Below are 24,893 nucleotides of genomic sequence, written 5' to 3' on the forward strand. Positions count from 1 at the left end.
GAGCGCGGGTTGAACCCTTCGGCGCAGCCTGGGGTGGAGCCGTCTCCACTCACGGGTGGAGACGGCTCAGTTCGCCAGGCCGGAGGTGACGACGGCGATCAGCCGCTCCTGCACCACCGGGTCCATCCGGATCCGCCCGTCGCGCACCGCCCGGATCGCCCGCTCCTCCCAACCCACCTGCCGATCGTCGGCCCGCGGGTTGAGCGGGGGGTTGATGTGCGGCTCGGCGGGCTGTCAACCCACGGGCTGACGACGAGGGATGACTCGACGGCGCCGCGGACACCGCTGCGGCCGGCGCGCGAAATGCGGGCGTCAGACCTTGGTGAAGCACATGGTGAAATCGGCGGCCCGGCGACTCGAGTACTGAATGCCGTAATCGAATGACGGACCGCACTTCTTGTCGGGACCGTAGAGCTTTTCGCCCATCTTGTACTGGGCCTCGCTCGATCCGCAGTCGACGATCACCGGCAGCGGCTCGCCCTGGGGGTCCTCGATCCTGACGCAGTCGCCGATCCGCGGATCGTGCTTCTTGTTCTCCTCGGCCTGCGCGGCCTGTGAGGCCTCCTTTTTGGCCTTGCCGCCGTTGGGGTTGGTGTTGTAGTCCCACACGTACCAGGCGCCGCCGCCGAAGACGGCCAGGACGACGAGGACGTTGATCAGTCGTCGCAACGGGCTGTTCCCTTGCGGTCGTTGCGGTGCCTGGGGGTGCTGCGGTCCTTGAGACGGCTGCGGATAGCCGTGCTGAGGCTGCGCATATCCCTGCGGATTTCCCTGCGGAGGCTGGTTCTGGTAGGGCGGAGGCGGTGTGGACATGGGTGACGTTCCCCGTGATCGACTGCACGAACGAAGACCAACGTGATGTTGACCGGTGCAGGTTACCCGCTGAATTCCGTCGGTCAATTCGGCGCGGGCCATTGCCCCTTGATGGCCGCTTGACGGACTTGGCGGGTACTTGATGGGAATTGACGGGTAATTGCGCCCGAATACGTGTCGGCGGGTGCCCCGCCGTGGGGGGTGGAGCAGGGCTCCTGCCCCGCACGGCGGGCGCCGGGACGTCAGATCCCGAAGGGGGCCGCGTAGCGGACGGTGCCGCTCGGCAGCGGGTGGGTCTCGTCCAGTGGCATGGCCATCATGGCCTCGTCCGGGACGTCGATGGTCAGGCCGATGCCGTGCGCGGAGGCCCGGCCGAAGCCGAACCGCGGGTAGTACGCCGGGTGTCCGAGGACGGTGACGTACCGCTCGCCCATGCCCTTGGCTGCCGCGAGCGCCGCTCGGACGGCGGCCGAGCCCGCGCCGCCGTGCTGGTACTCGGGCAGTACGGCGACGGGGGCCAGGCACAGGGCCGGGGTGTCGCCGATGTGGCAGCGGGTCAGCAGCGCGTGGCCGACGGGCTTGCCGTCCTCGCCGGCGCTGACGAGGGACAGTCCGTCGATCCAGGCCGGGTCGGTGCGCAGGGCGTCGACGAGGTCGGCTTCCAGCGGCGTCTCGAAGGCCGCGAGGTTGATCTCACGGACGGCGGGGATGTCTGCGCCGGTCTCGGCGCGGGTGATCCAGTGGTTACGGGTACGCATGACGGGATGGAGATCCGTTTCAGGGTCGGAATCGTGCGGGGCCGGCCTCGCGGGCTCACGCTCCGCGCGCGAGGCGGGGTGCCTGGGTCAGGCCGTCGCCCGGGACGCGAGGGCGGTCGGGGCGCTGCTCTTCGCAGTGGCCTTGAGCGCGGTCATCAGCCCCACCTCCCTTTCTTCGTCCTCAATCCGGATCAGCACGTACGTTCCCTGTCTATCACGCGGACCGGAACCTCTGCTTCGAATATTTGGGTCGGTGTCCGGCCGTGCCGTGGACTCGATCAGTCCTCAGCTGTAGTCGGCGAGGGCCGGGGCGAGCAGGTCGAACGCCCGGACGGCCTCCCCTTCGAGGACCGCGGCGATCTCCGGGTTGGTGCGCCCGGCCAGGGTGAGCTCCTGGATGCGCTGGAAGAGGACGCGGTGCACTCCGCCCAGCAGCGCCGCGGCCGCGCGCGGGGTGATGTCGCCGGCGGATGCGCCGGTGGCCTCGGCGAGGGCCGCGGCGAGGGCCTCCTCGCGCCGGTCGTGAAGTCCGCGCAGGCAGGCCGAGAGGGTCGGGCTTTCCACGATCATGCGGATGAACTCCGGTCCGGCGAATCCGGCGACGGGGTCCTGGGCGGCGACGGCGGAGAGGAACGCGCGCCGCAGGGCGGCGAAGGGCGACTCGCCGGGTTCCCGGCCGGAGACCGTACGCGCCGGGCCGGCGACGAACTCGTCCTGGTGGTCCAGCGCCATGTCCTCCTTGCGTGGGAAGTAGTTGGTGACGGTCTTCTTGGCGACGCGGGCGGCGTCGGCGATCTCCGCCAGGGTGGTGGCCTCGAAGCCCTGCCGCAGGAAGAGCCTGGTCGCGTGGTCGGAGATCAGCTGACGTGTCTCCCGCTTCTTGGTCTCGCGCAGGCCCGCCGCCGGCTCGTGCGGCCTCCTCTTGCCGGAGGTGAGGCCTCCGCTCGCCTCGGTGTCGATGTCCGTACCCATGCTCATGGGCGAATCTTACCCCGGGGGTATTTTTATATTGACTCTCCAGGGTGACCGAACGTAAAGTTACCCTCGATGTAAATTTGCTGGAGAGAAGATCGCCGAGACGCGGAGCGACAGCGGTGACGGCAGGAACGACGACAGTGACAGCGACACTCGCAGGAACGGGGCCCGTGACAGCAGCAACGGCAATGACCACGACCACGACCGAGACGGCATTCGACGCCGGAGCCGAGTTCGACCGCCAGGTCCGCACCCTGACCGGCCTCGGCTACCCGGCGATGGCGGGCCTCGCGCCCGAGGAGTTCGGCGCCCTGGTCGCACCCTTGCGCGCCGGCGCCGTGGCACACGCCGGCGCCGCGGCAGAGGCCGGTGGCCGGGAGCCGTGCGACGCTGAGGGAGGCCGCGTGCCCTTCCTGCTGGTCGTCCCCCGGAACCTGGCGCCCATCGAGGAGACGATGCCGCGCACCGTCCTGCACCGCGGGACCCGCCCCGGCTTCGTCGACCGATCCTTCGAGCCCGGCGCCCTCGAACGCTTCGTCGCCACCCGGGAAACCGGGCTTCCGCACGATCAGGACGCCGGCGCGTACCTGCTGTTCGACATCGAGCGCGGCGAGGAGTTCTGCGGCGCCGTGCCCCACGAGGCCATGGACACCATCGCCGGGCGAGGACGCACCCTGCTCACCATCGAGGAGGGCATCGCGCTCGTCACCCTCTTCCCCCGCATCCTCGTGAAGAACAAGTGCTTCTCCCTCGGCGGTTCGCGCTCCGGCGACCGCCGGGTCCCCGCCCTCTGGATCAGCCAGAAGGCGCCCAAGCTCGGCTGGTGCTGGCAGGGCAACCCCCACACCTGGCTCGGCATGGCCTCGGCGGGCGCCCGCAGCGCCACGGGGCCGCAGGAGTAGGGGCCGCAGGAGTAGGAGAGGACCACGGGACCCCCGCCCCGCGCCGTCACGGCGCGGGGCGGGGTCCAGGGTTTCATGGCTGATCTTGGTCTCCCTCCCCCTCGCGATCCGGGACAGCATGAGTGAGTGATGAGGCCGCCGGTACCGGTGCGCCTCATGACCGCCACGAGTCCCGTACGAAGAGGGGAAACTGAATGAGCGACAGAAGGCGTCTTCTGGCGGCTCTCTCCGGAGCCGCGCTGGCCGGCGCACTGCTCACCGGCCCGGCCTACGCCGCCCCGCAGGCGCAGGGCGAGGATCGGGAGCGAATACCGTCCGCCGCGGCCCCGCAGAGCGCCGGCGCCACGAAGGCCGCCGACCTCCGGGCGAAACTGTGCACCGGATCGTTCGACGCGAAGAACCCCCAGCTCGGCCCCGCCGCCAACACCCTGCCCGGCCCGGCGCAGAAGCCCGTGGGCCCCCTGCTGAGCGGCTACGACAGGACCGGCGGCCTCAAGCCCGACAAGTTCCTCAGCAAGTACTGGACGGGGAAGCCCACCTGGAGCTACCCGCCGAACGACGGCTTCGCCACACGGGGCGGCAAGCTCGACAAGAACAAGACTCCCCTCAAGGCGGGCCAGAAGCTGGACCGCTTCGGTCACGAAGGCGGTAGCTTCCTCGCCCCGGCCGGAGCCCGCTACTCGCAGCGCGCCCTGCCGCCGGACAACCTGCAGACCATCGACGACAAGTACCCGTGCAACTACCACGTCTACACCGTCGCGAAGCCCTTCACGGTCTGGCAGGGCAGCATCGCCGCGTGGTTCGAGCAGCCCGGCGGCGGGCAGCAGATCCAGCTCGACCCGGCGCTGGTCCCCGACGCGCCGAAGCCCAAGCTCAGCGTGGCGTGGCTGGTCGACAAGGGCTACCTCAAGCGCGCCGACACCCCGGCGAAGTGACCGAAGCGGCCTCCGACCGGCAGGCGGCACACGAGACCCTGCGCGCAGCCGGGGTGCCCGCTCGCCTCTACCGCATCGAAGGCGTCCACGAGCCGGCCACGCCCCTGCCGGACTTCCACTTCCTGCGGCTGCGCGACGGCATGTGGGAGACCGGCCTCTGCGAGCGCGGGCAGTACGCCGTGACCGCCCGCTTCCCCGGACACCAGGAAGCGGCGGCCTGCCGGCACCTGCTGGACGAGCTGATGCCGTACGGGAGCGGCTGACCGTAGAGGCTGTGTTACGCCGTGAACGCCGCGGACCGCTCCCGCGACGCCTCGGCGAGGGCCTTGGCGACCGCTTCGGCGCCCGCCCGGAGGCCGTAGACGGGCGTGGCGGGCTGCTGGCGCCAGGACTCGTCGATGCCGCCCGCGTCGACCGTGTCGAAGCCGAGCTCGTCGATGAGGCGGCGGACGGTCTCCTTGGCCGCCTCGTCGTCGCCGGCCACCGGCACGGCGATCCGCTCCGGGTGACCGGCGGGCAGCGGCCGTTCGACGATGTCCTGCGCGTAGGTGCCGTTGAACGCCTTGACGACCGCATGGCCGAGGTGCTGTTCGGTCCACCGGCTCTCCGGCAGGCCGTCCTCGATGGCGGCGATCCGGCCGTCGCGCTCCTTCGGGTAGTAGTTGCCGGTGTCGATGACGGCGGCGCCCGGCGCGGCCTCGTCGAAGAGGCCGGACGGCAGGTCGGGGACCGCCTTCAGCGGGACGGTCACCACGACGACCTCCGCGCCGCGCGCCGCTTCGGCGGCGGTGACGGGGGTCGCGCCCGTCTCCGCGGCGAGCCCGGCGAGGGTGTGCGGACCGCGCGAGTTGGCCACGGACACGTCGTGCCCGAGGGCCGTGAGCCGGCGGGTGAGGTTGCCGCCGATGTTCCCGGCGCCGATGATGCCGATTTTCATGGAGCTTCCTCCGAGGGCTGGTGATGTGCCGGCGGTGTTGCCGTGCCTGTGGCCAACTCCGGGGTCCCCGGGTCTATTCCGGAGGGTTCCCGTGAGGTGCCGCTCCGGGAGGCCGGCGTCCGCCACACGGCCCAAGGGAGGCCGCCGGCAGGGTGATCCCCTGCATCCCCGGGTTCCCGGCCCCGTTGACCACGGTGTGATCGCACTCCGTGACCCGTGGCGCACGGCAGCCGGCATCCTGCTCCTGCCGGCCCTCGGCCTCCTCACGTCCGCACACCCGGCCCCCGCCCCCACGACCCTCGCGCACGCGGTGGCGCGGCAGGCCGGCGTCCAGGACCAGGACCCGCCGTGGCCGGTCGAGCGGTTCCCGTCCCAGGTCAAGAACGCGTGCGGGATCTGGAAGGGGCTCGGCTGGCCGCAGGCGGAACGCCCCACCGACTACACGGCCGGCCCGGGGCTCGTCATCCGCGGCAGCAACGTCTACCGCAACCTCAGTCACGCCCTCCCGGTCGCCGGTCACTACCGCGAGTACGACGTCAACCCGCGCCCGGCGGGCAGCCACCGGGACGCGGAACGGCTCGTGCGCGACACGACCGCGCGCACCGTCTGGTACACCGGCGACCACTACGTGACCTTCCGGCAGGTCTCCGCCGGCTGCCCCTGACGTACGGACGGGCCGGGCCCCTTCCGGGACCCGGCCTCTCTGCAGTGGCTCAAGCAGCGCAGTGGCTCAAGCAACGCACTGGCTCAAGCAGCGCAGTGGTTCAAGTGGCTCAGTGGTTCGTACGGGAGGACCAGATCGCCTGGCTGCCGTCGTAGATGACGACGTTGCCGTCGTCCTGGACGGCCAGCCGCGAGCCCGGGTGGCCCGCCGTCCTGGACGACCAGACGGCGCGGCCCGAGGCGGTGTAGACGACGAAGTTGCCGTCCTCCTGGAACACGGCTCTCCAGCCCTGGCCAACGGTTCCGGTGGACCAGCGGGCTCTGCCGAACTCGTCGTAGATGACGAGGTTGCCGTCCGACTGCATGACCAGCTGGGCCGTGTTGGAGGTCACCGACTGGTTCCGCTCCAGGGAGAACGGCGCGTAGACGGTCTGCGTGGCCGTGGTGCCCGGCCGCACCGCCTTGGCCGCGGCGGTTTCGGCGGCCGGGGCGACGTTGCCGGAAGTCGCTGCGGTCGCCTGGCCGGCGAGTGCCATCACGGAGAGCGCGGCGGCTGCGACGAGTGTGGTGGTTCGCTTCCTCACGAAAGATCCTTTCGTCGAGTGGTGCAATCCACAGGAGCCCCCGGGTCGGGAGCGCCGCATGTGACGGTGGCATCTCCGTACTCCGGTTGAGCGTTGTATGACACGGAATGACGCATTCGCATCATCTATTGGCCGGGGTCGTGCTGATTCCGATCAGTGCCCCGGCAAGAGCTGCGGGCCCGCGGCCCGGCCGTACGCCCTCGCCGCTAGCATCCGCACATGGATGCGAGCGCCGGTTTCGACCCGTGGTCCCCCCGATTCGTCGCCGACCCGTACCCGGGGTACGCCCGGCTGCGGGCCGCCGGGCGTGTGCACTGGTTCGGGCCGAGCCGCCAATGGCTGGTGCCGCACTACGAGGACGTACGGACGCTGCTGCGTGACCGGCGGCTCGGGCGCACCTACCTCCACCGCTTCTCCCACGAGGAGTTCGGGCGCACCGCACCGCCCTCGGCCCACGAGCCGTTCCACGTCCTCAACGGCCACGGACTGCTGGACCTCGAACCCCCGGACCACACCCGCATCCGGCGCCTGGTGTCGAAGGCGTTCACCCCGCGCACGGTCGAGAACCTGGCGCCCGTCGTGGCGCGGGTGGCGCGCGAGCTGGTGGACGACCTGCTCGCCGAGGGCGGCGGCGACCTGATCGGCGCGGTCGCCGAGCCGCTGCCGGTGGCCGTCATCGCCGAGATGCTGGGCGTCCCGGCGGCCGACCGGAAACTGCTGCGGCCCTGGTCGGCCGCGATCTGCGGGATGTACGAGCTCAACCCGGACGAGGAGACGGCCCGGAACGCGGTGCGCGCCTCCCTCGAATTCTCGGCCTATCTGCGGGAACTGATCACCGAACGCCGCACCCGCCCCGGCGACGACCTGATCAGCGCGCTCGTCCTGGCCCACGACGAAGGGGAGCGGCTCACCGAGCAGGAAATGATCTCCACCTGCGTGCTGTTGCTCAACGCCGGACACGAGGCCACCGTCAACACCACGGGCAACAGCTGGTGGGCGCTCTTCCGCCACCCCGCCCAGCTCGCCGCCCTGCGCGCCGACCCCGGGCTGCTGCCGGGCGCGATCGAGGAACTCATGCGCTACGACACCCCGTTGCAGCTCTTCGAACGGTGGGTGCTCGACGACATCGAGATCGCCGGCACCGTCATCCCGCGCGGCAGCGAAGTGGCCCTGCTCTTCGGCTCTGCCAACCGCGATCCCGCCCGCTTCCCCGCGCCGGACCGCCTGGACGTCACCCGTACCGACAACCCCCACCTCAGCCTCGGCGTAGGCATCCACTACTGCCTGGGTGCGCCGCTCGCCCGGCTGGAGCTCCTCGCCTCCTTCGGCGAGTTGCTGCGCCGGGCGCCCCGGCTCCGGCTCGTGACGGAGCCGGAATGGAAACCGGGCTTCGTCATCCGGGGGCTGGGGGAACTGCTCGTCGAGTGCTGAACAACACGCGGGATCCGCACCCCGGCGAAACCGGAACCGACGAGTTCCTGGACGGCTTTGCCGGTCGTGATCGGGTGCTCCTTCAGAGGCTGCGGGCGGTGATGTTGCCGTAGGAGGTGGTCGCGTGGATGTGCAGGCCGGCGGCGCCGCCGGTGTTCCTGAGCGTGTTGTGGATCCGGCCGTAGGCGGTGCCGGCGTCCAGGGAGGCGGAGACGCCGCGGGTGGCGCCGACCGAGATCCCGCCGTGCTCGGTGCGCAGCGTGACCGTGCCGTGCTCGGCCTCGGCGATGTCGAGGTCGCCCTTCTGGGTGCGGATCTCTGCGGGGCCGGTCAGGCGGCCGATCGAGATGTCGCCGGCCGCGAGAGTGAGGCGGGCGCTTGCGGTCTCGTCGAGCTTGACCGTGCCGTGCGCACTGTCGAAGGTGACGTCGCCGAGCCGTCCGACGCCCCGGAGTTCGGCGCTGGCCGCCTTCGCCTCGACGCGGGAGCCGGCGGGCAGCTGGACGGTCACCTCGACGGATCCGGAGCTGCCGAGGAGCCGGCTCTTCGGCTCCGCGGCCTTGATCCGCAGGATGCCGTCGCCGTATGCGACGGTGATCCGTTCCGCCGCCTTCACGTCGCGGCTCCTGGACGCGTCCGCGGGCAGGATCTCCACCGTGGTGTCGGCCCGGTCGGCGGCGATGAACCGGATGTGCCCCGCGGGGACGTCGAGGACGGCGGTCACCGGGGTGGGGGTGTTGAACTTCAGCATCGCGCTTCCCTTCGGCTCGTTGTTTCTTATGGAGGAAACGCTACGTTGCGTTCGGAAGGTCGGCAACAAGCTCGTTGCGCAGAAAGTTCATATGTGCAGGTAGAGGCGGTGAAATTGTTGCAATGGCTTGGGAGGGAATGCAATATTCCCGCATCCTTCGTTGCAATGAATTAACAGTGAACGCTATGCCTATAGTCGCCTTTTCGGGTGATACGGCGCATCGAGTGCATGGCTGAGCAAACGGTGGAGAGGGTGACCCTGCCCGGATCGATCACCCACCCGGAGACCACCCGCATGCGTCGACTCCCCACAGACCCGCAACGACTGAGCCGCCTGGACGGTGAGGCCGGACGGCACCCTTGATGCGCCTTCGTACCTCGGCGGCCCGGTCCCTGGTCGCCGCCGCGCTCGTCGCCGGACTCGTGCTGACCGGCTGCACGACCTCGCGCCCCCGACCCGCCGCCCCGGACGAAGTGATCAAGGCGGCTACCGGCCGCCTCACCGACGCGTGCCTCACCCGGCAGGGCCTCACGCCGCCCCGTCCCGGGCAGGGCCCGCCGCCGGCCGCCGAACAACAGCGGGTCTCCGGCGCGCTCTTCGGTACGGGGCCGGCGGAGCTGTCCGTCACCCTGCCCACCGGTCATGTCGTACGCGCCCACACGGACGGCTGCCTGGCCGCCGCCCAGCAGCGCCTCTACGGCGACCAGCCCCGCTGGTTCCGGACGTCCGTGATCGTCAACAACCTCGAACCCGAAGCCGACCGCACCCACCGCAGCCTCGCCGACGTCCGCGACCGGCACCGTACGGAGATCGCCGACTGGCGGCAGCTGCGTGAACACGCCCTCGCCGCAGCAACCACCCTGCTCGACACCCCACCACCGACGGGAGACCCACGACCATGAAGCGCCTGACCGCCCTCCTCGCCGCCGCCCTGATCTCCACCGGCGCCGTCCTGACCACTTCGGCCGACGCCCAGGCGGCGCAGTGCCGCAGCGGCTACTTCTGCGTCTGGACGCACGCGAACTTCGACGGCATGAAGATCGAGCACAGCGGCGACGACCGCTGGTGGGAGGGCAACATGAACAACCAGGACTCCTCCTGGGCGAACCACGGCGTCTCCGGACCGGGTGTCAAGGACTACGTCAAGATCTACGACGGCCGCGAGCTGACGGGCCGCGTCACCCTCTGCCTGGCTCCCGGTCAGGAAGTCGGCTACAACGGGGGCGCGAACGACAAGGGCGGCTCCCACACCTGGACCTCCGGCTGCTGACGCTCCACGGAGGAGCCTGAGACGGGCCGGCCCGCGTGCCCCGCCGTACGGCACGGCGGCGGGGCATCAGGCCGTACCGAACCAGGCCTCGGCCAGTGAGGGCAGTGTCGCCTCGGCGGGCACGCGCAGCTCCCGCAGGTACCAGGGGAGATTGCCGTACACGTGCAGCAAGGTGTACGCGAGGAGTTCGGCCGGCGCGAACGTACGGCCGTACGCCCCGGTGAGCCGGGCCAGCAGCTCCGGGTCGCCCCGTGTGACGAACAGGCCGACCCCGACGAAGTCGTAGGCGCGGTCACCGATCATGGCCGGCTCGAAGTCGAAGAGGCCGGTCAGGTGCGGCCCGTCCGGGTCGACGAGGAAGTGCTGCCGCATGACCTCGGTGTGCAGCAGGCAACGGTGCGGCGCGCGCGGCAGCGGGACCGAGTCCAGGAACTCCGGGATCTGCTCCAGCCAGGCCTCCGGCAAGCCGTGCGCGCGCTGCTGGTCCACGGCGGCCGCGCGCCGGCGGTCCAGGAAGGCGCCCCAGTCCCCGGGGCCGAGCACGTCTTCGAGGGGGCCGGGATCGAGGGAGTGGAGCTCGGCGAGCGCCTCGCCGATCCCGGTGACCAGCCGCTCATGATCGGCCCGCCCCAAGCGGCTCCAGGCACCTGCCAGGTTCTCGCCGGGCAGCCGGGACATCAGGACGTACCGCCAGCCGTTCTCGTACGGGCCGAACGCGCGCACCCGCGGCGTCGCGACGGGCAGCCGCTCCTGCAGGTGCGACAGCACACGGCCTTCGGCGACGCCGTCCCGGGCGGCGGCTCCGGGGAACAGCTTGAGGACGTGTTCGTCGCCGACCGCGTAGACCGGCTGCGTCCCCTCCGCGAACCGGACCAACGGCGCACCGGCCAGGCCGAGACGTCCGCAGAGGTCCTCCACCCCGGGCCGCATCACCGACTCGTCCGGTACGACCGCATCCCACTGTTCGTCTGTTTCCACCGGCGGCAGCATGATCAGGACCGTAGGGCGCCGGCCGGGGAGGGGGCAACGGAGTTTGCGGCCGGGTGGCCCGGTGGCCGGGCGCGGCCGGGGCGCTCACGAGGCGAGGCGCCGGAGCATCTCCCGCCGGCCCCGCCGCGAACGCCGAGATCGAGGCCGTACGCCTTCCCTGGGACACCTGACGGGCCCGGCCCCGCAGCTACGCCGGGTCGTGGTCGTAGACGGTCACGGCGACCCCGCGCCCGGTCAGGTGCCGGGTGATGAGCGGCTCGATGCGCTCCCACCGGCCGCCGGCCAGCCCGCATCCGATCCGGGGCATGTGAACCGACGCTCCCAGCGCCACCGCCTCGTCCGCGAGCGACGCCAGGGCCTCGGCTATCGCCTCGTAGCGCACGGGCACGTCACCGGACGCGCCGGTGCGGGAGCGCGTGCGGATGCCGTGCTGGCCGATCATGTTGGCCACCCACAGGTCGTCCTCGACCCGGACGAGTCGCAGCGCGCCGAGGGCGAAGCCGCTGGTCGCCCGGTCGCGGTACCACGCGCGGAAGGTGGCCTCCGGCTGCCGCCAACGCCGCGAGACGGCGACGACGAAGCCCGCGCCCCATCCGCCCGCGTCATTGCACACATGGGCAATGACCTTCGGCCCGGGGCCGTGCGGCCGGGTCGCGTCGCCGCGCACGTATTCGATCTCGGTGCTCATGTACGCAAGCTACCGCCGGGGTCTGACAACCAGTCCGTTCCCGGGCGGTGGCCGTGAGCCTTGGCTTCGCGCGTTGTGCTGGTGAGGATGGGGGCATGAAGATTGGGATCGCTCTTCCTCAGTACGGCAGCCACGCCCGGGCCGAGCTGATCGCCGGGTTCGCGCGGGACGCCGAGGCCGCCGGGTTCGACTCGTTGTGGGTCGGGGACCGCGCGCTGACCCCCGTCGCGCCCAGCGACCTCTATCCGGGACACACCCCCGACAACCCCTACCCGCCCGGCTTCAAGACCTTCCTGGACCCGCTCACCGTCCTGACCGTCGCCGCCACGGCGACGAGCCGCGTGCGCCTCGGCACCAGTACCCTCAACGCGCCCTGGTACCCGCCGCTGCTGCTCGCCCGGACGCTCATGTCGATCGACCGGGTCAGCAACGGCCGGCTGGACGCCGGGCTGGGCATCGGCTGGATGCGGGACGAGTACACCGCCGTCAACGCCGACTTCAGCAAGCGGGGCGCCCGCCTGGACGAGATCCTCGACATCCTCCACGGCATCTGGACCGAGGAGACCTTCGGTCATGAAGGCCCCCACTGGACCATTCCCCGCTCGTACGTCGGCCTGCACCCCGTCCAGCGGCCCGGACCGCCCGTCCTCCTGGGCGGCTTCACCCCGGCCGCCATGCGCCGCGTCGGCCGCCGTGCCGACGGCTGGGTCGGCATCACCCTGCCGCCGGAGGCCCACGCCGGGCTGTGGGAGACGGCGCGGCGCGCCGCGGAGGAAGCCGGCCGTGATCCGGACGCGCTGCAGCAGCACATCCGCCACAACCCGGGCCCGGACGCCTCCTGCGAGGACATCGCGGCGGTCCTCGCGGGCGTCCGCGACTCCGGCGCCGACAGCTGCTTCATCGACCTGCAGCAGTCCGTGCCGACGCCGGACGGGGCCCTGGAGCTCGGCGTCAAGGTCCTGGAACGCGTGCGCGGCTGCTAGCGCCCGGCAGCGGCGGCCGCACGGCCGGCGAGGCGGGCACGGGCCTCCCGGTCGTAGGGGCACTGCGGGCGCAGGCTGACGCGTTCGCTCAGCAGGGTGCGGGCCAGGTGGAGGCGGCCCGCGTGCAGGGCGGCCTCCACCAAGGTCTTCTGGAGGGCGTCCCGCTGGGCGTGGCTGCCGCCGAAGGCGTGGAGGCGGTGCCGGAGCGGCAGCAGCAGGTCCACGGCCTCGTCGTACCGCCGCTGCCCGTACGCCACGAGGGCGCGGCAGACGGGCAGGCCGATCCCGGCCGTCATCGGCACGTTGGACAGGCCCGGGGGCGTGCCCGTCCCGGTGTTCCGGAGCCACGCCTCCCGGTCGCGGATGAGCCGTTCGGCGTCGGCGAGGCGGTCCGCTCCGACGTAGGCCATCACGGCGTGGACGTCGTTGAAGGCGTAGTAGGCGCCGTCCCGCCGCTGCTCCCAGGCGTCGGCGAGGGCGGGCCAGCGGTCGCCGGTGCCGGCTCCCGCGAGGTACAGCCGCCACAGCAGTGAGGACGCGTCGAGGAGTTCCATCGCCGCGCCGGCCGAGTTCTCGTTGTGCAGGGCGGCGTCGTAGACGGCCAGGACCTCGTCCGTGCGTCCCGCCTCCAGGACGTACAGGGCGTAGTGCCACCAGTTGTGGACGTTGAGGTAGTTGCCGTCGGACCAGTCGTCCTTGCGGGCGTCGAGGTAGCGGATGCCGTCCTCGTACCGGCCCTGCATCTCGTAGGCGTGCACGACGGCATGGATGCCCCACACGTCGCGCGCGTTGCGTTCCACGGCTTCCAGTGCCACGCGTTCGGCGAGGCCGTAGTGGCCGGCTTCCTCAAGGCCGAAGGCGTACATGCCCTGCAGCAGGCCGTAGTGGGGGTCGTCCGCGTCCCAGGCGGTCAGCGCGCCGCCGATGCGGTCGCGCAGCAGTACGGCGTTGCCGGTGAAGAAGTCGGTCTGGTGCCCCACTGCGAGGGCGAGGGCGTCTTTCGGATACGTCACGGCCAGCTCGGCGAGCACGTCGCCGGCCCGGTGGATGTCGCCGCCGAGCCACGCGCCGGCGGCCTCGGCGTGCATGCGCTCACGGGGTGTCAGCTCCGTGTCGGGCACGGTCCGGCGGAACTCCCGGAACGACTTCGCCGCGCCGGCCGCGTCCTTCTCTTCCGTGCCCAGCAGTCCGAGGTACGCCATGAGGACGTTTCCCATGGGGGAGCGGGGCGCGGCGTCGAGCACGGCCCGGGCCTGCGTGGCCACCTCTTCGCGGAAGAAGAGCAGGTCGTCCAGCGCCTTCTCGTAGTGCCGCACCGCGTCGGCGCCGGTGTGCGTCATCGCATGGGCGTGCCGGTCCGTTGCCACAGCCGTCCTCCCGCAGGGATCTCGTGTGCAGAGGGTAGATGCCTGCCCCGCTGTGCCGACCGGAAGCGCGGCGCCTGTCGCCGGGGCGTTGTCAGTGGTCGGTGAGATGCTTCCTGCACGCGGCGCGAGCACGCGCTGTGACGCTGTTACCTGTACCTGCTGTCCGGCACCCGGCGGTCCGGCGGTCCGGCGGTACCGAAGCTTAGGGGAGCCTCCTGTGCGCATCGTGGTGAGTGAGTTCATGAGTCTGGACGGCGTCGTGCAGGCGCCGGGCGGGCCCGAGGAGGACACCGACGGCGGCTTCGCCCACGGCGGCTGGTCGCACCCGTTCTTCGACCCGGAGGTGGTGGGCGGCGCCTTCGCCGACGCGCTGGCCGAGGCCGAGGCGCTGCTGTTCGGGCGCCGCACATGGCAGACGATGGCCGCGGCGTGGCCCGAGCGGGCCGGGGACCCGTTCGCCGACCGGATGAACGCCCTCCCGAAGTACGTGGTGTCCCGGACGCTGAGCGACGAGGACCTGACGTGGGACAACACCACGCGCATCCCCGGCGGCGAGGCCGTCTCCGGGATCCGGAAGCTGCGCGAGGCCGAGGGCGGCGACCTGCTGGTGATGGGCAGCCCCTCGCTCGTGCGGGCGCTGCTGCGGGAGGGCCTGGTCGACGAGCTCCGGCTCATGATCATGCCGGTGCTCCTCGGCGGCGGGAAGTCGGTCTTCCCCGGCGACGGTGCGCAGCGCACGCTCGAACTGGTGTCGGCGGTCACCAGCTCGGCGGGCGTGCAGGTGTGCACCTACCGGCCGGTCGCCGGGAAGGAGTAGGCAGGGGCCCGGCCCGCTCCTTCCCGGTTCCTTCCCGGCGGGCGGGGCCGGAGCCCCGTGGCCGCAGGACCGGTTCCCGCCGTGGCCGGTGGGCGTCAGCCCCTCAGCGGTCCCTCGCAGGTGAAGTCCGCCGTGCCCGCGGGCCGGCCGCTCCAGAGGTCGACCTTGCCGAAGTCGCAGTTCATGTCGGCGAAGTTGTTGGTGCCCTTCTTCGCGCGGTCGAGGATGAAGTAGTCGACCGTCTCGGACATGTCCTTGAAGACCAGGTCGGAGTTGCCCGGGTCGCTGAGGTTGGCGGTGATGCGGCCCGTGCAGACGAACCGGGGGCGGTCCGGGGAGCCGCTCGCGCGGCAGTCGGGCTGTATGCCGGTCGTGGCCTTGAAGGAGGCGCGCACGGTGGCGGGGTGCCCGGCGTCGAGCCGGTCCACGGGCGTGAACGTGGTCTCCGGCACGTACAGGTCACCGACGTGGGCGATCTGCTGGTCGAGGAAGGCGTCGTACGCGCGCTGCAGGGCGCCGTCCCGGCCGAGGCGGTTGCGCCAGGCGTCGAAGCCGGCCACGTCGTCGGCGCGGAGGTAGCCGTACATCTCCTTGAGCAGCGACGGGTGCTCGGTCCACAGGAACTCGAAGAACGTTCCGGCGTAGGAGTAGAAGCGGAAGCCGTCCCGGTCGTACTCGGCGTGCAGGAACTGGTCGACGGTCATGCGCGGCTTGCCGCCGGCCGTGTCGTTGATGATGCCCTGCACCAGCGACTTGCGGACCTTGATGCCGTTGCCGCGGGTGGAGCCGTCGAAGAACTCGGCCGTGCCCTCGTCCATCGCGGTGGTGCGGTCGCCCTGGTACCAGGGGCCCTCGCCGAAGGTGCCGGGCACCGCCCAGCGGCCGTTGAGGTAGTGCGTGTACTCGTGGCGGAACAGCTCTTCGAGCGTCAGCGTGGAGTCCTGCGGGACGCGCCGTTCGTACGTGTAGAAGGTGGCGCCCTTCTCGATGTAGATGCCGCCGTTGTTGGTGCCCATGCCCGTCAGCAGCGGGTGGTAGACCTCGTAGTCGGACCGCGAGGCGTACAGCACGATGTTCAGCGTCACGTTGGTGTCGCCCGCGAGCGGCTCCTCGGTGCCGAGGACGCGGTGGAACTGGGCCTTGACCTGCTTGCTCGCGTAGTAGAGCCGGTCGACGACGGCCCGGGGCAGGGCCGTGCGGACCTTGATGCCGCCCTTGTCGTACGTGTAGGTGTCCGGGAAGAGGCGGCTCTCGATGTCCGCCTTGCACACGCCGTACTGCTTGCAGGCGCCGAACTCGTTGAGCCAGCTGACGGTCTTGCCCCAGGGCTCGCTGCCCTCGCCGAAGGTGCGGACGACCGTGGACAGCACCTCGCCCAGGCCGGTCGTGATCTCGCTTTTCAGCGCGTCCACTTGGCCGAGCCGTCCGTACTCGCCGACGCCGTCGCGCGCCACCCAGGCGTTGGCCGTGCCCTTGAGATGGGTGTAGCCGGCGAAGTCCTTGAGGGCCGCGCGGTAGCCGGAGTCCGCGGCCACGGCGGCGTGGAAGGCGCTGTCGTGGTTGCCGGGGTAGACGCCGAGGTAGCTCAGGGAGAGCGCGGCCAGCGCGGCGCTGGCCCATGACGTGTCCTTGGCGGTCGCCGGGTGCGAGGCGTCCATCGTGGCCAGGACACGCTTCATCAACGGCAGCTGGTGCTGGCGCAGCCCGGGGGCGCTGGCCGCGTAGAGGGCCTCACGCAGGGATTCGGCGTTGGTGCGGGTGACGTCGAAGGTGCGGGCGGCGGTGCCGAAGGCGTACACGGCGCGCCGCATGGCCTCGACGGTCGGCGCGTCGGTGATGTCGATCTCGGTGTGCGAGAAGTCCTGGTAGGCGACCGCGTGGAGGTAGGTGAACATCTCCAGCAGGTGGCTGCCGTTCCTACCGTCGTGCGCGGCGGCGAGGCCCTCGATCCGGCGGGAGACGGCCTGGACGTGCTCCCGCGACATGACCGGGGCCAGCCGCTGGTCCCAGGTCCACAGGATGCTGCGCAGGCAGCCGTCGGCGGTGACGGCCTGGTCGGCGAGGAAGTCGGCGAACTGCTCGGGGGAGAGCCGCGTGACGCCGTCGAGCGTGCACGGGACGGCGGTGCCGCCGAGGGTGGCGTGCGGAGCGGGGGAGCTCGCCTTGCCCTTGCCCCCGTCCTTGCCCTCTTCGCCTCCGTCCTTGCCGCCCTTCGGCTTGTCCGTGCGCGGCGGGCCGGGCACGCGGCCGTCGGTGAGTCCGCCCGGCGCGGAGGGGGACTGCGCGGCCGGCTTCGGGGCCTCGGCGAAGCGGGTGACCTCGTCGAAGGGGTTCGGCGTGGGGGTGTCCCGGTGCACGGCCGGCGCGGGCGCCGTGGACGAGGCCGCCGCGGACGGGGCGGCCGGTGGGGGAGAGGCCGGTGGGGGAGAGGCCGCGAACCCGGGCTGCGCGGCGGTGGTGGCGCAGAGCGCCGTGGCTATGGAGGCGGTGAGCAGGGCTGCGCGCAGGGATCTGCGCGGGGTTCTGGAGCGATGCACCGATGGACTCCTGTGTGGGAGGTGTGGGAGGTACGGGGCGTGCGGGTCGTACGGACGCGAGTGGCGGCGTGCGTACGGAGCGTTGGCGCGCGTGGGCTTCGACTCCCGCCCGGTGGACGGGAAGTGGCGAGCCGGTTGTCCCCGCCATGTCATGTGTAACGTAGTAATGTGAAATGGTACTGACAACCCCTCAGACACCAAGGGTTGTCCAAAGCGTCAGCCGGAGGACTCCGGGAAGTGGCAGGCGACCTCCCGCGCCTCGCCCGGCGCCGCGATCCGCAGCAGCGGCGCCTCGGCCCGGCAGATCTCCCGCGCTTTGGGGCAGCGCGGGTGGAACGTGCAGCCGGGCGGGGGAGCCGCCGGGTTCGGGGGATCGCCGAGCAGGGTGATCCGCTCCCGCGCCCGTTCGGCCGCCGGGTCCGGCAGCGGCACGGCGGAGAGCAGCGCCCGCGTGTACGGATGGGCCGGAGCCGCGTACACCCGTTCCTTGTCGCCGACTTCGACGATCCGCCCGAGGTACATCACCGCCACGCGGTCGCACACCCGCTTCACCACCGACAGGTCGTGGGCGATGAAGAGGAAGGCCGGCCCGAGCTCCTGCTGCAGCCGCTCCATCAGGTTGACGATCTGCGCCTGCACGGAGACGTCGAGCGCCGACACCGGCTCGTCGGCGACGATCAGGCGGGGGCCGGTGGCCAGGGCCCGCGCGATGCCGATGCGCTGCGCCTGCCCGCCGGAGAACTCGTGCGGATAGCGGTCCAGGTGCTGGGGGAGCAGCCCGACCAGCTCCATCAGCTCCGCCGCCCGCCGCCGGGCGCCCGCCGCCGGACCGCCCTGCACCAGCAGCGGGTCGGCGATGATCCGGGCCGCGGTCCAGCGCGGGTTGAGGGAGGAGTGCGGGTCCTGGAAGACCATCTGCAGCTCGCGCCGCAGCGGCTTGAGCGCGCGCTGCCGCACGCGGCTGATGTCCCGCCCGTCGTAGACGACCGACCCGGCGGTGGGCTCCAGCAGCCGTACGACCATGCGGCCGGTCGTGGACTTGCCGCAGCCGGACTCGCCCACCAGGCCCAGGGTCTCGCCCGCCGCCAGGTCGAACGAGACGCCGTCGACGGCCCGGACGGGGGCGGAGCGTCCCCGCCGGCCGGGGAAGGTCATCCTCAGGTCCCGCACGGAGAGCAGGGGAGCGGCGGCGATCATCGGGGGCCTCCCCGGGCGTGGGCGGCGGCGTGCGGGGACAGGTGGCAGGCGACCAGGTGGCCCTCGGCGGCGCGCAGTTCGGGCCTGGTCCCCTCGCAGCGCGTGCGCTCGGCCGGTGCCGCGGCCGCCGCGCGCGGGCAGCGCGGCGCGAAGGCGCACCCCGGCACCGGGTCCAGCAGCGAGGGCGGGCTGCCGGGGATGGCCCGCAGGGGTTCGTCGTCGCCGTCGTCGAGGCGCGGGAGCGAGTCGAGCAGACCGCGGGTGTAGGGGTGGGCGGGCGCGGCGAACAAGGCGTCCACCGGGGCCTGTTCGGCAGCCCTCCCGCCGTACATCACCAGGACCTCGTGGGCCACGCGCGCGACGACGCCGAGGTCATGGGTGATCATGACGACGGCGAGGCCGCGCTGCTCCTGCAGGCGGGCGATCAGCTCCAGGATCTGGGCCTGGACGGTGACGTCGAGGGCGGTGGTCGGCTCGTCGGCGATGAGCAGTTCGGGTTCGCAGGCGAGCGCCATGGCGATCATCACGCGCTGGCGCATGCCGCCGGAGAACTGGTGCGGGTACTCGCCCGCGCGCCGTGCGGGGTCCGGGATGCCGACCTCGCCCAGCATGCCGACCGCCCGTTCGCGGGCCGCCCGGCGGCCGGAGCCGAAGTGGACGCGGTGGTGTTCGGCGATCTGCTCGCCCACCGTGTAGTACGGGTGGAGGGCGGACAGCGGGTCCTGGAAGATCATCGCCATGCGGCGGCCCCGCAGCCGGTTCAGCTCGCGCTCGGCCAGTCCGGTCAGCTCCTGCCCGTCGAGGACGACGGAGCCGGTGACCTCGGCGCCGGTGTGCAGGCCCATCACGGCCAGGGAGGTGACGGACTTGCCCGAACCGGACTCCCCGACGATGCCCAGGGTGCGGCCGCGGTGCACGGAGAAGCCGAGGCCCTCCACGGGCCGGACCGGACCGCGCCCGGTCGGGAAGGTGACGGTCAGATCCCTGACGCGGAGCAGGGGTTCGTCGGCCATCAGTACCTCACTCGCGGGTCGACGACGGCGTAGAGCAGGTCGACGGCCAGGTTGGCGACGACGATGAAGGCGGCCGCCAGCAGCGTGACGCCGAGGATGACCGGCTGGTCGCCGGTGGACAGGGCGCCGTAGAAGAGGCGGCCGATGCCCGGCAGCCCGAAGATGGACTCGGTGATGACCGCGCCCGCGAGCAGCCCGCCCAGGTCCATGCCGAAGAGGGTGAGGACCGGGGTCATGCCCGCCCGCAGCCCGTGCTTGACGACGACGGCGCGGCGCGGCAGGCCCTTGGCGCGGGCGGTGCGGATGTACGGCTCCGCCATCGTCTCGATCATCGAACTCCGGCTCTGGCGCGCGTACATGGCGGCGTAGAGCACGGCCAGCGCGAGCCAGGGCAGGAACAGGTTGGACGCCCAGTGCAAGGGATCGCCGGTGAGGGGAACGTACTGCGGGTAGGGCAGCAGGCCGGCCGTCCGGACGACGCCGTAGATCAGCATCATCGACGTGAAGTAGACCGGCAGCGAGGCCGCGGCGACGGCGCCGACCATCAGGGCGCGGTCGGTGAGGGTGTCCTTGCGCAGGGCGGCGGTGACCCCGGCGCCCAGGCCGAGGACCAGCCACAGTACGGCCGCGCCCAGCGCCAGGGAGGCGGAGACCGGCAGCCGGTCCATGAGCAGGTCCCAGACGGCCTCGGAGTTCTCGTACGAGTAGCCGAGGCAGGGGAAGGCGCAGTGCAGGGCGTACCGGCCGCTGCCCATGGTCCGGCCGGTGAAGATGCCGGTGACGAAGTCGGCGAACTGCCGCCACAGCGGCTGGTCCAGGCCCATGTGGGCGCGGATCGCCGCGAGCCGCTCCACGCTGCACGACTTGCCGCAGGCGGCGGCCGCGGGATCGGAGGGCAGGACGTAGAAGATGGTGAAGGTGACGGCCGCGACGGCGACGAGGACGCCGGCGACGGCGAGGAGCCGGCGGCCCAGGTAGAGGATCATGCGCGGGCGCTCCTCGGGTCGAGGACGTCGCGCAGCGCGTCGCCGAGCAGGGTGAAGGCGAGCACGGTCAGGAACAGGCAGGTGCTCGGGATGACGAAGTACATGGGGTCGGTGTCGTAGAAGGCGACGCTCTCGGCGATCAGCTGCCCCCAGGAGGGGGTGGGCGGGCGCACGCCGACGCCCAGGTAGCTCAGGGCCGCCTCGGTGGCGATCATGCCGGGGACGATCAGCGTGGTGTACGCGATGACGGGCCCGGCGACGCCGGGGAGGACGGCGCGGGTGAGGATGCGCCAGGGCCCGGCGCCGGCGAGGCGGGCGGCGTCGACGTACTCGCGGTGCTTGAGCGAGAGGGTCTGGCCGCGGACGACGCGGGCGATGCCGGGCCAGCCGAACAGGCTGATGACGGCGGTCATCAGCACGATGCGGTTGACGTCCCTGGCCACCGACAGCATGGCGATCATGAAGATGAGGGAGGGGAAGGACATGGTGAGGTCCATCAGGCGGGAGAGCGCGGCGTCGGTGCGGCCGCCGAAGTAGCCCGCCGCGATGCCGGCGGCCGTGCCGGCGACGACGACGATCGCGGTGGCGGTGAGGGCGATGAGCAGGGAGACCTGTGCGCCGTGCACGACGCGGGCGAACAGGTCGCGGCCGGTGACGGGTTCGACGCCGAGCCAGTGGCGGGGGGAGATGCCGCCGAGCGGGCCGAGGGGCCGGCCGCCGAGGTAGGGGTCGACGGCGGTCTTGTCGAACGCGTCGGGCGCGTGGCCGCCGAGCGAGCTCAGCAGCGGGGCGCCCGCCGCCATGAGCAGGAACAGCGCGACGACGGCGAGGGAGACCTTCACGGAGGTGCGGCGGCGCAGCTCGGCGCGGGCGAGCCGCCAGGGGCCGCTGCCGGCGGGGACTTCCGAGGGGACCTCTGCGGGGGTGGTGGTCACGGCGGCCTCAGTCCCGGCTCTTCGCGGGGTCCTTGAGGCCGGCCGTCGCGTAGTCGAGCTGGCCGCCGAAGGACGTGTGCCCGTACGCCCCGGCGATGTTGCTGCCGAGGACCAGCGGCCACCGCCGGACCAGCACCGGCACGGCCGGCGCCACGGCGAGGATCTCGCCGTCCAGCCGCTGCCAGGCCTCGGCGGCCGCCCCGGCGTCGGTCATGGCCGCTATCTCGTCCATCCGCTTCATCGTCGCGTCGTCGCGGAAGAGGGAGTGGTTGCCGGAGTTGCCCTTCTCCTTGATGAAACGGCCGTCGAAGACGAAGGGCAGGAAGGTGGAGCCGGAGGGGTAGTCCGGGCACCAGCCGGTGTACACCAGGTCCGTGCGGTTGCCGGTGTCGCCGATGGTGGCGTAGAACGCGGACGGGTCGACCGTCTCGATGGTGACCTTGATGCCGGCCTTGGCGAGGGACTGCTGTATCGCCTCGGCCCGCCCCTTGTCGCCGGTCGAGACCGTCATCCTGGTCGTGAACCCGTCGGGTTTGCCGGCCTCCTTGAGCAGCTGCCGGGCCTTCTCCGTGTCGCCCGTGACGGGGATCCCGAGGGTGTCGGGCTGCTTGCCGCCGAAGAGGCCGGCGGGCATGTACGCGGTCGACAGGTCGTTGAAGGCGGGGCCGCCGGAGGCGGTCAGGACGGCGTCGCGGTCGAGGGCGTACTGCACGGCCCTGCGGACGCGAACGTCGTCGAAGGGGGCGCGGCCGGTGTGCATCTGCACCATGTCGGTGCAGTTGGTGGACTCGGCGATCAGCCGCTGTCTGACCTCCGGGTCGGGCAGCACCTTGGCGCCGCTCTCGGGGCGCAGGGCGCCCCAGGAGACGGCGGAGGCGTCCGCGCCGCGGCTCGCCGTCAGCCGGTCGTCGATCTGGTTGGCCTTCAGGCCCATCACGACGACGAACCGGTCCGGGTACGCCTTGCGGACGTCGTCCGTCGCCGGGCTCCAGTGCTCGTTGCGGACGAGGACGAGCTTCTTGCCGCGCGCGTAGGACTCGATCTTGTAGGGGCCGGAGGAGAACGGCCGGTTGTCGTACCGGGGGCCCTTGTCCTGCGCCTGCGGGACGGGCGCGAAGGTGGGCATGACCGTGGCGTACGGGAACTCGGCGAAGGGTTTGCGCAAGTCGAAGACGATGGTGCGGTCGTCCGGGGCGCGCACCGAGTCCAGGTGCTTGCCCTCGGCCGGGCCGCGGTAGCCCTCGGCGCCGGCGAGGTAGCGGGCGGCGTAGTCGGCGCCGCCGGGCAGGTCGGGGGAGAAGGACCGCTCGACGTTGTACTTGACGTCCCGCGCGGTGACGGGTGAGCCGTCCTCGTACTTCACCCCTTGCTTGAGGTGGAACGTCCAGGTCCTGGCGTCGGCGGAGGGCGTGCCGAGGTCGGTGGCGAGGTCGGGGGTCAGCTGACCGCCCTGCTTGCCGGGTGCGGCCTTGTACGTCACCAGGGTGCGGTAGAGCAGCCGGGTGCCGAAGTCCATGTCGTTCATCACCCAGTTGCGGGCCGGGTCGAGGTGGGTGAAGTCCTGGTTGGACAGCACGGTGAGGGTGCCGCCCTTCTGCGGAGTGCCGCCGACGGCCTCGCCCTCGTGGACGGCGGCGGGATTCTTTCCGTCCGCCGGCCGCTGATCGCCGGAACAGCCGGCCGATCCGAGGGCGAGGGCGGCCGCCGTGACGGCGGCCAGGGCGGTACCCGTGCGCTTGTTCATCAGTGGTCACTCCGTGAGCGGTCGAGCAGCCGTCCGGGCAGGTGGCCGCCCAGGGCTGAAATGTGACCCGTAACATAGTAATGTGAAATTGCACTGACAAGACGTCAGTCACATTCCCTTCAACCGGCGATGGATCCGTTACCCGCCCGTGCCCGAGGAGGACATCACATGAAGGAAAAGACAGCCGAAGCCGGCGCGATCCGCACGGCAAGTCACGACCTGCCCGTCTCCGACGAGTTCGGGGCCTTTATGGCCGGCAACTGGGCCCCGACCCCGCTGCCCGACGACATCCGGCTGCCCGTCGCGGACCTCGCCGCGGCGCGCAGGGCGAAGCTTTCGGCCCGCTTCCCCGGCGAGCGCCTGATCGTGCCCGCCGGCGAGCTCGCGGTGCGCTCCAACGACTGCGACTACCGCTTCCGGCCGCACAGCGCGTACGCCTGGCTGACCGGGCTCACCGGCGAGGAACAGGTCGGCCACGTGCTGGTCCTGGAGCCCGACGGCCCGCACCGGCACGAGGCGGTGCTGTACGCGCGGCCGCGCTCGGCCCGCAACGGCACGGAGCTCTACCGCGACCGCCGCTACGGCGAGTTCTGGGTCGGCCGCCGCCCCGACCTCGGCGAAACCGAGCGCATGACCGGCATCCGCTGCGCGCACCTGGACGCCTACGGCCAGCTGCCCCCGGGCCGCGACGCCTCCGGCGACGCCGAACTCGCCACTGTCCTCAGCGAACTGCGGCTGGTCAAGGACGCCTGGGAGATCGGCCAGCTGCAACTGGCCGTCGACCACACCGTCGCCGGCTTCGAGGACGTCGTACGGGCGCTTCCGCGCGCGCTCGCCCACCCGCGCGGCGAGCGGTGGATCGAGGGCGTCTTCGGCCTGCGCGCCAGGGCGGAGGGCAACGGCACCGGCTACGAGACCATCGCCGCCTCGGGCCCCCGCGCCTGCTACCTGCACTGGATACGCAACGAGGCCCGGCTCGACCGCAACGAACTCCTGCTCCTGGACGCCGGCGTGGAGACCGACACCCTCTACACCGCCGACCTCACCCGCACCCTGCCGCTGTCGGGGCGGTTCTCGCCCGTCCAGCGGCAGGTCTACGAGCTCGTGCTCGCCGCCCAGGAGGCGGGCATGGCCGCCCTCAAGCCCGGCGCGAGCTTCCGCGACTTCCACCGGGCCGGGATGCGCGTCATCGCCGAAGGGCTCGCCGAGTGGGGCGTGCTCCAGCACGCCGAAGGCGACTTCCACCGCCGGTACACCCTGTGCAGCAGCGGTCACATGCTCGGCCTGGACGTCCACGACTGCGCCCAGGCGCGCGCGGACGCGTACCTCGACGGCGTCCTGGAGGAGGGCCAGGTGCTCACCGTCGAGCCCGGGCTCTACCTCCAGGCCGACGACGAGACGCTGCCGGCCGAACTCCGCGGCATCGGCGTGCGCATCGAGGACGACCTGGTCATCACCCCCGACGGGGCACGGCTGATGTCGCACGCGCTGCCACGCACGCCCGACGCCGTCGAGACGTGGATGGGCGAACTCCTCGCCGGGTGAGGGGAAGTGGGGGATCGTCAGGTCCGGACCAGCTCTTGGCAGCGGCAGTGCAATGTGAAATATTACTGACGT

The 24,893-nt window shown here is 71.8% G+C and carries 25 protein-coding genes; 10 read left to right on the forward strand and 15 right to left on the reverse strand.

The genetic code is table 11. From position 1 onward, the window contains the following. Positions 1 to 312 precede the first annotated feature (312 nt). From ACOTKD_RS36895 to ACOTKD_RS36905, 3 genes are all read right to left on the reverse strand, one after another. On the reverse strand, positions 313 to 669 hold the full coding sequence (locus ACOTKD_RS36895) for an LppU/SCO3897 family protein (protein ID WP_424893377.1): 357 nt from the start codon (positions 667 to 669) through the stop codon (positions 313 to 315). Positions 670 to 1,055: 386 nt separating this feature from the next. Next, positions 1,056 to 1,571 (reverse strand): GNAT family N-acetyltransferase, encoded by a 516-nt coding sequence (locus ACOTKD_RS36900; RefSeq protein ID WP_424893378.1) that lies wholly within the window; start codon positions 1,569 to 1,571, stop codon positions 1,056 to 1,058. Between the two features lie 285 nt (positions 1,572 to 1,856). After that, positions 1,857 to 2,543 (reverse strand): TetR/AcrR family transcriptional regulator, encoded by a 687-nt coding sequence (locus ACOTKD_RS36905; RefSeq protein WP_424893414.1) that lies wholly within the window; start codon positions 2,541 to 2,543, stop codon positions 1,857 to 1,859. Positions 2,544 to 2,734: 191 nt separating this feature from the next. Here ACOTKD_RS36905 and ACOTKD_RS36910 point away from each other — a divergent pair, with 191 nt between their 5' ends. From ACOTKD_RS36910 to ACOTKD_RS36920, 3 genes are all read left to right on the forward strand, one after another. Next, positions 2,735 to 3,448, forward strand: a complete 714-nt coding sequence (locus ACOTKD_RS36910; protein ID WP_424893379.1) for a DUF5701 family protein — start codon at positions 2,735 to 2,737, stop codon at positions 3,446 to 3,448. 194 nt (positions 3,449 to 3,642) lie between these two features. After that, positions 3,643 to 4,383: a TNT domain-containing protein gene (locus tag ACOTKD_RS36915; RefSeq protein WP_424893380.1), complete on the forward strand. Its 741-nt coding sequence runs from the start codon at positions 3,643 to 3,645 to the stop codon at positions 4,381 to 4,383. Next, the gene (locus ACOTKD_RS36920) at positions 4,380 to 4,646 is read left to right on the forward strand and encodes a hypothetical protein (protein WP_424893381.1); all 267 of its coding nucleotides are present in this window, start codon (positions 4,380 to 4,382) and stop codon (positions 4,644 to 4,646) included. The genes ACOTKD_RS36915 and ACOTKD_RS36920 overlap by 4 nt, the downstream gene beginning before the upstream one ends. 14 nt (positions 4,647 to 4,660) lie before the next feature. On the opposite strand, the gene ACOTKD_RS36925 is transcribed toward ACOTKD_RS36920, so the two are convergent. Continuing rightward, positions 4,661 to 5,320: an NADPH-dependent F420 reductase gene (locus ACOTKD_RS36925; RefSeq protein ID WP_424893382.1), complete on the reverse strand. Its 660-nt coding sequence runs from the start codon at positions 5,318 to 5,320 to the stop codon at positions 4,661 to 4,663. A gap of 196 nt (positions 5,321 to 5,516) precedes the next feature. Between ACOTKD_RS36925 and ACOTKD_RS36930 the strand changes: the two genes are divergently transcribed. Beyond that, entirely contained in the window at positions 5,517 to 5,984 is a 468-nt protein-coding gene (locus ACOTKD_RS36930) for a ribonuclease domain-containing protein (RefSeq protein WP_424893383.1), read from the forward strand. 109 nt (positions 5,985 to 6,093) lie between these two features. Here the strand turns inward: ACOTKD_RS36930 and ACOTKD_RS36935 are convergent, their stop codons facing one another. After that, entirely contained in the window at positions 6,094 to 6,567 is a 474-nt protein-coding gene (locus ACOTKD_RS36935; RefSeq protein WP_424893384.1) for a hypothetical protein, read from the reverse strand. Positions 6,568 to 6,786: 219 nt separating this feature from the next. On the opposite strand from ACOTKD_RS36935, the gene ACOTKD_RS36940 reads away from it, so the two are divergent. Then, positions 6,787 to 7,998: a cytochrome P450 gene (locus ACOTKD_RS36940; protein WP_424893385.1), complete on the forward strand. Its 1,212-nt coding sequence runs from the start codon at positions 6,787 to 6,789 to the stop codon at positions 7,996 to 7,998. Between the two features lie 82 nt (positions 7,999 to 8,080). Here ACOTKD_RS36940 and ACOTKD_RS36945 read toward each other — a convergent pair whose 3' ends face one another. Continuing rightward, the gene (locus ACOTKD_RS36945) at positions 8,081 to 8,749 is read right to left on the reverse strand and encodes a DUF4097 family beta strand repeat-containing protein (RefSeq protein WP_424893386.1); all 669 of its coding nucleotides are present in this window, start codon (positions 8,747 to 8,749) and stop codon (positions 8,081 to 8,083) included. 362 nt (positions 8,750 to 9,111) lie between these two features. On the opposite strand from ACOTKD_RS36945, the gene ACOTKD_RS36950 reads away from it, so the two are divergent. Both ACOTKD_RS36950 and ACOTKD_RS36955 read left to right on the forward strand, forming a co-directional pair. After that, on the forward strand, positions 9,112 to 9,651 hold the full coding sequence (locus ACOTKD_RS36950; protein ID WP_424893387.1) for a hypothetical protein: 540 nt from the start codon (positions 9,112 to 9,114) through the stop codon (positions 9,649 to 9,651). Next, the gene (locus ACOTKD_RS36955; protein ID WP_424893388.1) at positions 9,648 to 10,019 is read left to right on the forward strand and encodes a peptidase inhibitor family I36 protein; all 372 of its coding nucleotides are present in this window, start codon (positions 9,648 to 9,650) and stop codon (positions 10,017 to 10,019) included. The genes ACOTKD_RS36950 and ACOTKD_RS36955 overlap by 4 nt, the downstream gene beginning before the upstream one ends. A 66-nt stretch (positions 10,020 to 10,085) precedes the next feature. Here the strand turns inward: ACOTKD_RS36955 and ACOTKD_RS36960 are convergent, their stop codons facing one another. Further along, positions 10,086 to 11,009: a phosphotransferase family protein gene (locus ACOTKD_RS36960; protein WP_424893389.1), complete on the reverse strand. Its 924-nt coding sequence runs from the start codon at positions 11,007 to 11,009 to the stop codon at positions 10,086 to 10,088. 187 nt (positions 11,010 to 11,196) lie between these two features. Then, the gene (locus ACOTKD_RS36965) at positions 11,197 to 11,697 is read right to left on the reverse strand and encodes a macro domain-containing protein (RefSeq protein ID WP_424893390.1); all 501 of its coding nucleotides are present in this window, start codon (positions 11,695 to 11,697) and stop codon (positions 11,197 to 11,199) included. A 95-nt stretch (positions 11,698 to 11,792) separates the two neighbouring features. Here ACOTKD_RS36965 and ACOTKD_RS36970 point away from each other — a divergent pair, with 95 nt between their 5' ends. Next, positions 11,793 to 12,680: a TIGR03619 family F420-dependent LLM class oxidoreductase gene (locus ACOTKD_RS36970; protein WP_424893391.1), complete on the forward strand. Its 888-nt coding sequence runs from the start codon at positions 11,793 to 11,795 to the stop codon at positions 12,678 to 12,680. Here the strand turns inward: ACOTKD_RS36970 and ACOTKD_RS36975 are convergent. After that, complete coding sequence (locus ACOTKD_RS36975) at positions 12,677 to 14,047, reverse strand: tetratricopeptide repeat protein (RefSeq protein ID WP_424893392.1); 1,371 nt, start codon at positions 14,045 to 14,047, stop codon at positions 12,677 to 12,679. The genes ACOTKD_RS36970 and ACOTKD_RS36975 overlap by 4 nt on opposite strands. Positions 14,048 to 14,264: 217 nt before the next feature. Here ACOTKD_RS36975 and ACOTKD_RS36980 point away from each other — a divergent pair, with 217 nt between their 5' ends. Then, positions 14,265 to 14,864 carry a dihydrofolate reductase family protein gene (locus ACOTKD_RS36980; protein WP_424893393.1) on the forward strand — a complete coding sequence of 200 codons (600 nt, stop codon included), beginning with the start codon at positions 14,265 to 14,267 and terminating at the stop codon, positions 14,862 to 14,864. Positions 14,865 to 14,959: 95 nt separating this feature from the next. Here ACOTKD_RS36980 and ACOTKD_RS36985 read toward each other — a convergent pair whose 3' ends face one another. From ACOTKD_RS36985 to ACOTKD_RS37010, 6 genes are all read right to left on the reverse strand, one after another. After that, entirely contained in the window at positions 14,960 to 17,401 is a 2,442-nt protein-coding gene (locus ACOTKD_RS36985) for a collagenase (protein WP_424893394.1), read from the reverse strand. A 216-nt stretch (positions 17,402 to 17,617) separates the two neighbouring features. Continuing rightward, positions 17,618 to 18,598: an ABC transporter ATP-binding protein gene (locus tag ACOTKD_RS36990; RefSeq protein ID WP_424893395.1), complete on the reverse strand. Its 981-nt coding sequence runs from the start codon at positions 18,596 to 18,598 to the stop codon at positions 17,618 to 17,620. Then, a complete protein-coding gene (locus ACOTKD_RS36995) occupies positions 18,595 to 19,611 on the reverse strand; it encodes an ABC transporter ATP-binding protein (protein ID WP_424893396.1) in 1,017 nt (338 codons plus the stop codon). The genes ACOTKD_RS36990 and ACOTKD_RS36995 overlap by 4 nt, the downstream gene beginning before the upstream one ends. After that, on the reverse strand, positions 19,611 to 20,597 hold the full coding sequence (locus ACOTKD_RS37000) for an ABC transporter permease (protein ID WP_424893397.1): 987 nt from the start codon (positions 20,595 to 20,597) through the stop codon (positions 19,611 to 19,613). The genes ACOTKD_RS36995 and ACOTKD_RS37000 overlap by 1 nt, the downstream gene beginning before the upstream one ends. Beyond that, a complete protein-coding gene (locus ACOTKD_RS37005; protein WP_424893398.1) occupies positions 20,594 to 21,532 on the reverse strand; it encodes an ABC transporter permease in 939 nt (312 codons plus the stop codon). The genes ACOTKD_RS37000 and ACOTKD_RS37005 overlap by 4 nt, the downstream gene beginning before the upstream one ends. Positions 21,533 to 21,539: 7 nt before the next feature. Continuing rightward, positions 21,540 to 23,276: an ABC transporter substrate-binding protein gene (locus ACOTKD_RS37010; RefSeq protein WP_424893399.1), complete on the reverse strand. Its 1,737-nt coding sequence runs from the start codon at positions 23,274 to 23,276 to the stop codon at positions 21,540 to 21,542. A gap of 168 nt (positions 23,277 to 23,444) precedes the next feature. Here ACOTKD_RS37010 and ACOTKD_RS37015 point away from each other — a divergent pair, with 168 nt between their 5' ends. After that, entirely contained in the window at positions 23,445 to 24,821 is a 1,377-nt protein-coding gene (locus ACOTKD_RS37015; RefSeq protein WP_424893400.1) for an aminopeptidase P family protein, read from the forward strand. Positions 24,822 to 24,893: the final 72 nt, after the last annotated feature.

The organism is Streptomyces sp. XH2 (genome assembly GCF_049725035.1).
GTDB lineage: Bacteria > Actinomycetota > Actinomycetes > Streptomycetales > Streptomycetaceae > Streptomyces > Streptomyces roseoverticillatus.